Genomic DNA, 314 nt, shown 5'->3' on the forward strand with positions numbered 1-314 from the left:
CTTGCTTTACGCCGAAGTTGTTAGCGTCTTGTTCTGAGGGGATGAAGACATCGATTCGGTTTCCTTTGATAGCACCGCCAGTATCGGCGGCGGTTGCTTTGCCAAAGCCTTCTACATATACTTTGGTGCCAAGCGGTATAACGGATGGATCAACGGCGATGACCTTTTCGTTCGGGTGTGCCTTAAGGTTAATTCCGGTAGCGGTAGTCCCGGAACATCCTTCACATGATGCAGTATAGGCTGTGGCTCTTACGGTAATTACCTTTTGGTCCGTCTTATCTGCCGATTCGGATTTCTTCTTTGGTTCTTGGGCG

1 protein-coding gene is annotated in these 314 nt (G+C 49.4%); it reads right to left on the bottom strand.

All coding sequences use genetic code 11. From position 1 onward, the window contains the following. The coding region (locus RYX56_RS21715) for a 3D domain-containing protein (protein WP_317124033.1) at window positions 1-314 on the bottom strand (314 nt) is incomplete at both ends.

The sequence above is a fragment of the Alkalihalophilus lindianensis genome (genome assembly GCF_032843265.1).
GTDB lineage: Bacteria > Bacillota > Bacilli > Bacillales > Bacillaceae_D > Alkalihalophilus > Alkalihalophilus lindianensis.